Here is an 8319-nt window from a genome sequence, read left to right as displayed (position 1 = left end):
GCTAAAATACGGCAAATCGAACTCTTCGTTGTTCGATTGGCTGAGAGCAAGCCCCTCGGAAAGCGTCCGCTCGCAGCAAAAATCAACTTTTCATAGTTAATCCTATTGTAAAAGAAAAAGACTGGAGGCAAATACATGATTTCTGGAGTTTGTCTACATTCTGAAACCTCTCTGTTATGGAGAGGTTTTTTTATTGCTATTCAATTCTGTTTGTTTTGTAAATTAGTTTGAAGGACCGCACAAATTCCGGTATGATGGAAACAACTGTAGAGTCATCCAGTATATGAGCAAGGGGGAAATGGATTGTTACATAAAGAGAAGATTGATGCGATCCTAGCAAACATTGAGCGAACGATTGTGGGGAAACGTGTAATAAGCGAGCTCAGTTTAACAGCATTATTGGCAGGTGGACATGTCCTCCTAGAAGACGTACCAGGTGTTGGTAAGACTGTAATGGTAAAATCTTTGGCTGCGTCAATTGGAGCTGAATTCAAGAGAATCCAGTTCACACCTGATTTGTTGCCGTCTGATGTTCTTGGTGTTTCAATTTACAATCCACAGCGGATGGAGTTTGAATTCAGACCAGGTCCAATTGTGGGTAATATCATTTTGGCGGATGAAATCAACCGGACTTCGCCTAAAACACAAGCAGCACTCTTAGAAGGGATGGAAGAATCCTCAATCACAATAGATGGGAAAACGTTGCAACTTCCTCAACCATTTTTTGTAATGGCGACGCAAAACCCAATCGAATATGAAGGGACTTATCCTCTTCCAGAAGCTCAAATGGACCGTTTTTTATTTAAGTTGAAAATGGGCTATCCAACGAGAGACGAGGAAATTGAAGTGCTCGCGCGCTCGGAATCTCAAATCACAGCCGAACTCACTGCTCCGGTAATTACATTGGATGACTTACTCGAACTTCAAGTGTTGGCGACAAAAGTCATAGTAGATGTAACGGTAAAGTCATACATAGTGGATTGCGCAACCGCTACACGTGATCATCCAACGGTGTACCTAGGGGTCAGTCCGCGTGGATCACTGGGTCTCATGAAGGCATGTCAAGCCTATGCACTTATTAACGGGCGTGATTATGTAACCCCAGACGACGTCCAATATTTACTTCCTCATGCATTTAGCCATCGAATTATTTTGCACCCGGATGCAGAGTACAGTGGTCATTCCATCGATAATGTGCTGGTCGACGTAATCGCTAAAGTCCGCGTGCCTATCATGAGGACGAACACTCTATGAAACGAAAACGTGCAACACTAATCATTCAAACGATTTTTGTTTTGATCATTATAGGTGGAGCATATTCGTTTGCAATGTTTCAAGGCGGTATGCCTAGCTGGACGATCTTTTACTTTATCTTGCCGTTTTCTTTGTATGCGCTATCAATCGTGCTGTATCCCTTAAAGTCATTTACGGTGACGCGTACTATTCAACAGCCATTACTAGGAATTGGCGAATCGACGAAAGTGACGATTCGAGTGAAACGAACTAATCGTTTTCCGCTGTTGTATCTTACCGTCAAAGAACAAGAGTGTGGTGGGTTTGCCTCCGTCATACAAGGGGGTACTTCCCAGTTGTTTATAGTGGGATTTCGAAAAGAGGTTGTACTTCAGTACGAATTGAAAGGTAAACAAAGAGGAGAGCATCATTTTCCCCCTGTACAAATAGGCATAACAGACTTTTTTGGGTGGATAAAAAAACAGGGAACCATCGACGTCGAAGGAGAGTCTGTACTTCTCATTTTTCCTGAGACGAAGTCAGTACACTACGTACCAATTGGTTCTTATCATGATAGAGGGACGACAAGATCACCATTTTCATTGATAAAAGAAACCACGGTTGCCACAAGCGTCAGGGACTATCAACCAGGAGATCGGATGTCTTGGATACACTGGAAATCATTTGCTCGGACACAAAACTTAATGACGAAAGAATTTGAGAACAAACGCGGCGAGCACGTGACGTTGTTGCTCGATGCCAGAACCTCTCTAGCATTTGAAGAACAAATTCAATTCACAGCCTCCATTTTAAAAGAAGCTGCTACTCGGAAAGCAGATTTGACGTTTTTAACGACAGATGCTGAGAATTCTGCAATTGGCACAATTTCAGGAGAAGGGCAGCTTAGAAAAGCGCTCACGCAACTCGCTCGCCTTCAACCGATAGAAGAGACAATGGCAAAACCACCGAATTATACAGTAGCCTTACAAGGTGCTGGAGCAATTGTCATTATTTCAGGAAATCCAGATCCTGTTTTCTTGCGTCCTGTTCTTAGTGCCTCTCGCGCGCAACCGGTATTTTGTTTTGTTGTGAGAAACGGAGCCGTCCCAATGCCGGATTTTGTTGAGCAGAACGTGAAGGCAGCAAGAGCGCTCGGTGTGACCGTTCAAATGCTAACAGATGAACAGTTTGAACGTTCGTTTCAGGAGGTGGCTAAAACATGAAAGATGTCCGTATCGATAAGTGGCTCTTGGTTTTGCTGTATACTCTTGCCTTCTTCATGACCATAGAGTGGCTCAAGCCGGTTGAGGAACTTACAGACACCGGGCACATTATTCTTTTTTATGGATTTGTGGGATTAGCCTTGTTATTTGGTTTGTTACGTGTTCCAGGTTGGATTGGTGTTCCAATTAAGGTAATCTACATAACTCTATCTCTACAATACGTATTTCTTGAAAAGGATTGGCTGTCGGCTGAAGCGCTGAAAATGACAATGCTCGATGTACAACAAAACTTTTCATTTATTTGGTCTGGTGAGTGGATGAGTATCTCGTATATGTTTCGAACGGGACTATTTTTCATTTTACTTTGGATGCTTTGTTACTTAATACGATTTTGGATTGAATATCGTAAGTCCGTCCTACTGTTTTTCGGAATGACGGTGATATTCCTCTCTGTGGTGGATACATTTACATCGTTTGACGCCTCATTTGCAATTTTACGGGTAATGATAATCGGGCTGTTATTGCTTGGACTACTGTTTCCGCTACGATTATCAGCGAAAACGAAAACACAGTTACCAATCTCAAGTTATCTTAAAGTAACTGCTCCACTAGTAGGGTTATTACTATTCGTTGCAATCGTTGCAATTCTCGTTCCTATTAAAGAACCTGTTTGGCCAGACCCAGTTCCATTTATCCGATCTGCTGCCGGTTTGGGAGATGGTGGAAATGGAGAAGGGGTTTCTAAAGTGGGGTACGATCCAGATGATACTCAATTGGGCGGGCCATTTAAACAAGATGATTCGCTTGTTTTTGAAGCATATGTGGATTCGCGTCAATATTGGAAAATGGAGACGAAGAGTACGTATACATCCAAAGGGTGGATTCAGGACTCGGAAGAGCTGAATCCAGAGTCACAAGGACGATTTTCAGACTTAATAGGCGGACAAGTTTTAGTTCCACCTAGAGAGCGTGCCGATGTGGAAATGTATGAGCCCTTACCAATCTTGCCGTACCCATATGGATTTGAAGAATTGCAGACTACTGAAGGATTTCTTTATGTGCAGGAAGAGGGAACAGGAAAGCTGACATTGAATTATGATGAGCCGCTAGACATGACATACCGAACGGAATTTGTACCACCCGAATACAGTTTGAAAGAACTCCGTGAAACAGACATGGATTCGCTCGATTCTATGAAAATTGAAATGGATGAGTATTTGAATTTGCCTGAAGAAGTCCCTGAAAGGGTCAGAGACTTGGCCGTAGAATTGACGGCAAGTGCACCGAGTGTTTATCAGAAAGCACAAGCCATTGAAAGGTATTTCGCAAGAAGCGGCTTTGTTTACTCAAGAGACAAAGTTGCTGTTCCTGAAGAGGATGAAGATTATGTCGATCAATTCCTATTTGAAACGAAACGAGGCTATTGTGACAACTTTAGTTCCTCCATGGTCGTCATGCTTCGATCGGTTGGAATCCCAGCAAGATGGGTGAAAGGATTTGCGCCTGGTGAGTTGAAGCGGGATGATAACGAGGAGAAGTACTACACGGTCACTAACAACCAAGCTCATTCTTGGGTAGAGGCATACATGCCTGGTATTGGTTGGATGCCATTTGAACCGACAATTGGATTTAATGGCGTATCGAATGTCAACTTCGATATTGAAGTTGCAGAAGATGATTTGAAAGAACAAGAACAAATCAAGCGTCCTGAAAACAAAAAGAAACAAGAACAAGAAAAACAAGCCGCTAAACGTAACAATGCCCAGGAACCTTGGTTGCTTCAAATTATTCCAGAATGGCTGCGTTCTTGGACTGTAGTTAGTGTCATTATCGGAGTTGCTATTGCCTTGGTTGGTATAGGATCATATGCAACCCGTAAAAAGTGGTTGCCTCGTCTTGTTGTACGTAGGAGCCGGAACAAGTCTGAAGGCTGGGAAACATTTGCTATTCAATATGAACAATTATTGAAGCATTTGAACAGGATCGGTGTTAAGAAACCAGCTGGCATGACCTTATCAATCTACGCAAAAGAAGTGGATCGAATGCGCGGCGATGACAAAATGAGTACGTTGACAGCTGTGTATGAAACAGGCTTATACGGTCAAAGGGAAACCAATCAAAATTGGACTGAATTACGTAAAATGTGGGAAGATTTAATCATTGAGACAACCGGTTGATTTTTTAATTGAATGGAAGTAGAATGATGCCAGGAATAAAAATACTTGAATGCTCTCATATAGGTCCGATAATATGGTTCGGATGTTTCTACCAGGTCACCGCAAAAGACCTGTCTATGATAGCGAAGGCAGCTACGGATAATCCGTAGTCTGTTTTCGTTATTTCATAGAATATAGATGGAAACAGAAGACGCGCAGAAAGAGTTTACTTTCTACCGCGTCTTTCTCTGTTTTAAGGGTATACTTGAATAAAATAAGAAGAGGTGGATTTTATGTCAGCAGCTCCATTAATGTCAGAACAAGAGAAAATCGTAGTTTTAGATTTAGGTAGCAAGTACAACCAACTTATTACACGCGTAATACGGGATTTAGGCGTTTACAGTGAGCTTTATCCTCACACAGTAACAGCAGAAGAAATTCGTAACATGCATGCAGCTGGAATTGTCTTGTCTGGTGGAGATACGAAAATGGACGCAGACATCGATCCTGAAATCTTTACATTAGGACTTCCAGTTCTCGGTCTTGGCTCAGGACTAGAAGTCATAGCAGAGCAGTTTGGCGGCAAGACAGCTACTATGGAAGCTCATGGTGCGGCGTCTACACTAACTACTGAAGGAACTTCAAAATTATTTGCTGAAATCAGCGGATCATTTGCAGCGCACATTGGTGGCACTGAAAAAATTGCAGAACTTCCTGAAGGCTTCACAGCAACAGTGAAAGACGAGCATGGACATATTGCAGCAATCGAGAATGCTGATAAAGGATTATTCGGCGTTCAGTTCCATCCTGAAGTCGACAGCACTGAAAATGGAGAAGCGATTCTTCGTACGTTCCTTCGTTCAATCTGTAATCCGACAGGTGAATGGTCAATGGAACGCTTCATTGAAGTAGAAGTAGAAAAAATCCGTGAGCAAGTTGGCAATCGTAATGTTCTTTGTGCACTAAGTGGCGGTGTCGACTCTTCAGTAGTTGCAACACTTATCCATCGTGCCATTGGTGATCAGTTGACTTGTATTTTTGTAGACCACGGCTTGTTGCGTAAAGGTGAAGTCGAAAGTGTTGTCGATACGTTCAGCACAAAGTTCAATATGAATTTCATCAAAGTAGATGCAGCTAAGCGTTTCTTGGACAAGCTTGCCGGAGTTACAGAACCTGAACAAAAGCGTAAGATCATCGGTAACGAGTTCATTCGTGTATTTGATGAGGAAGCAGCGAAATTGAAAGGTATTGATTTCCTTGCGCAAGGTACGATTTATGCAGATATCATTGAAAGTGGTACAGCAACTGCTGAAGTCATCAAGTCTCACCACAACGTTGGCGGACTACCAGAAGATATGGACTTTGAATTGATCGAGCCGTTGAAGGCATTGTTCAAAGACGAAGTGCGTAATGTCGGTAAAGAGCTTGGATTGCCTGAAGATATCTACAACCGTCAGCCGTTCCCTGGACCAGGTCTAGGTGTTCGAGTACTTGGCGAAGTGACAGAAGAGAAGTTGAACATTGTACGTGACGCAGATTACATCCTCCGTGAAGAAATTGCTTTAGCTGGTCTTGACCGCTCTATTTGGCAGTACTTCGCAGTTCTTCCTGGCATCAAGAGTGTCGGTGTGCGAGACGGAAAGCGTTCGTATGACCACGCAATCGGACTTCGTGCCGTTCATTCTTCAGATGGTATGAGTGCTGATTGGGCACGAATCCCTTGGGATGTTTTGGAGAAGATCAGTTCACGTATTACAGCTGAAGTTGACCACGTCAACCGTGTTGTTTATGATATTACTGCAAAACCACCAGGCACAATCGAGTGGGAATAAAACTGAATAACTGATTGTCGTATATCCTTGGGAATAAGGCCCAAAAGTCTCTACCAGAGCACCGTAAATGCTTTGACTACGATGAATGGATCACTTCTTGAGTAGGACTGACAAGAGGGATCCCCATTTTGAAGAGTTTGAAAGAGCATGCGGCTTTAGTTGTCGCATGCTCTTTTTATATCCAAAACAGATGAGGACGGTTGATGATGAAAAAGTATTTTGAGTTTGACAAGTTAGGTACCAATTATAGAAGAGAAATCATTGGGGGATTAACAACGTTCCTTGCAATGGCGTACATATTGGCCGTGAATCCGCTAGTCTTGTCTCTTGACGGGGTGCCTGATATTCCGGATGCAATGCGCATGGATAAAGGTGCAGTATTTGTAGCAACGGCATTAGCAGCAGCAGTCGGATCATTATTTATGGGTCTCATCGCACGATATCCAATCGGCTTAGCACCAGGTATGGGACTTAACGCATTTTTCGCATTTTCTGTTGTGCTCGGATATGGTATTCCTTGGCAAACAGCTTTAACAGGCGTGCTATTCTCAGGTCTCATTTTTATTGTTCTTTCATTAACTGGTCTTCGTGAAATGATTATTAACGCAATCCCGGCACAACTGAAATATGCAGTAGGTGCGGGAATTGGTTTGTTCATCACATTCTTAGGGTTTCAAAACGCAAATATTATTGTAGGTGATCCAAACACTCTTGTTACGCTAGGAGATTTATCGAAAGGTCCAGTATTGCTTGCTATTTTTGGATTAGTAATTACAGTGATCATGATGGTTAGAGGAATTAAGGGAGCAATCTTCTATGGAATGATTATAACTACCGTGGCAGGGATGTTGACCAATCTTATTGAGGTACCGGATAAAGTAGTTTCCAGTGTACCGAGTGTCGCTCCTACTTTTGGTGCAGCATTTGAAACGATTTTTAATAACCCGAGCGAATTGTTTACGACACAGTTTATTGTCATCATCATTACATTTCTGTTTGTAGATTTCTTTGATACTGCAGGAACACTTGTTGCAGTCGCAACCCAAGCAGGATTAATGAAGGAAGGTAAGTTGCCACGTGCTGGAAGAGCATTGTTGGCGGATTCCATGGCAACAGTGACTGGTGCAATTTTCGGTACATCCACAACAACTTCTTACGTTGAATCGACAGCTGGAGTTGCAGCAGGGGCGAAAACAGGATTTGCTTCTGTTATAACAGGTCTTCTATTTTTACTAGCTTTATTCTTCTCACCTTTATTGTTTGTCATTACGCCTGAAGTTACAGCGCCTGCATTAATTATTGTTGGTGTGCTAATGGTTTCTAATTTAGGCAATATTGAGTGGACACGTTTTGAAATGGCTGTCCCGGCATTCTTCACTGTCATTGCAATGCCGTTGACGTATAGTATCGCAACAGGAATAGCGATTGGATTCATCTTCTATCCAATTACAATGCTACTTAGCGGACGCCGCAAAGAAATACATCCTATTATGTATGTATTGATGGTTCTCTTCATATTGTATTTCGTTTTCGTTAAATAACGAAACTTCTACAGCTACTGACTTTCCATTATGGACGGTCAGTAGCTGTTTTTTTGCTTCGATTGTGGAATTAGACAATTAAAATGATAGAACTTATGAAATAAGAGGGGGATTTGATAAATGATGTTTAACGCAATGTTTTTCGGGTATATTAATGACTAGTAATTAATTTGACGAAAAGTGTTGACTTATGTTGACGCGCTTGGTATAGTAATAAAGCAGTCGGGAGCGAGACTTACTGAAACGCTTCAGACAACATGAACCTTGAAAACTGAACAGCAAAATGTCAACGAATTATCGTTTGGGAAACCGGTTCTGCCGGTGAAACAAACAC

At 42.3% G+C, this 8319-nt stretch carries 5 protein-coding genes and 2 riboswitches; all 5 genes read left to right on the top strand.

Going from position 1 to position 8319, the window contains the following annotated elements; translation table 11 throughout:
* Positions 1-303: 303 nt before the first annotated feature.
* Positions 304-1254 (top strand): AAA family ATPase, encoded by a 951-nt coding sequence (locus tag ACR65F_RS17945; protein WP_440505324.1) that lies wholly within the window; start codon positions 304-306, stop codon positions 1252-1254.
* Positions 1251-2456: a DUF58 domain-containing protein gene (locus ACR65F_RS17940; protein ID WP_440505323.1), complete on the top strand. Its 1206-nt coding sequence runs from the start codon at positions 1251-1253 to the stop codon at positions 2454-2456. The genes ACR65F_RS17945 and ACR65F_RS17940 overlap by 4 nt, the downstream gene beginning before the upstream one ends.
* Complete coding sequence (locus ACR65F_RS17935) at positions 2453-4633, top strand: DUF4129 domain-containing transglutaminase family protein (RefSeq protein WP_440505322.1); 2181 nt, start codon at positions 2453-2455, stop codon at positions 4631-4633. Before ACR65F_RS17940 ends, ACR65F_RS17935 begins: the two co-directional genes overlap by 4 nt.
* A 35-nt stretch (positions 4634-4668) precedes the next feature.
* A riboswitch (purine riboswitch) is annotated at positions 4669-4770 on the top strand.
* 135 nt (positions 4771-4905) lie between these two features.
* Positions 4906-6444, top strand: a complete 1539-nt coding sequence (guaA, locus tag ACR65F_RS17930; RefSeq protein WP_039043875.1) for a glutamine-hydrolyzing GMP synthase — start codon at positions 4906-4908, stop codon at positions 6442-6444.
* A riboswitch (purine riboswitch) is annotated at positions 6442-6543 on the top strand. It overlaps the preceding gene by 3 nt.
* Positions 6544-6650: 107 nt before the next feature.
* Positions 6651-7985, top strand: coding sequence for an NCS2 family permease (locus ACR65F_RS17925; protein WP_440505325.1), 1335 nt, complete (start codon positions 6651-6653; stop codon positions 7983-7985).
* Positions 7986-8319: the final 334 nt, after the last annotated feature.

It is taken from the genome of Sporosarcina sp. SAFN-010 (assembly GCF_059415065.1).
Note: the sequence above shows the minus strand (reverse complement) of the source record. Positions and strands in the feature narration are given on the sequence as shown.

What these genes read in the sequence shown, in the direction of transcription:
- guaA (WP_039043875.1), top strand. Translation starts at nt 4,906, where the DNA reads ATGTCAGCAGCTCCATTAATGTCAGAACAAGAGAAAATCGTAGTTTTA.
- ACR65F_RS17925 (WP_440505325.1), top strand. Translation starts at nt 6,651, where the DNA reads ATGAAAAAGTATTTTGAGTTTGACAAGTTAGGTACCAATTATAGAAGA.
- ACR65F_RS17940 (WP_440505323.1), top strand. Translation starts at nt 1,251, where the DNA reads ATGAAACGAAAACGTGCAACACTAATCATTCAAACGATTTTTGTTTTG.
- ACR65F_RS17935 (WP_440505322.1), top strand. Translation starts at nt 2,453, where the DNA reads ATGAAAGATGTCCGTATCGATAAGTGGCTCTTGGTTTTGCTGTATACT.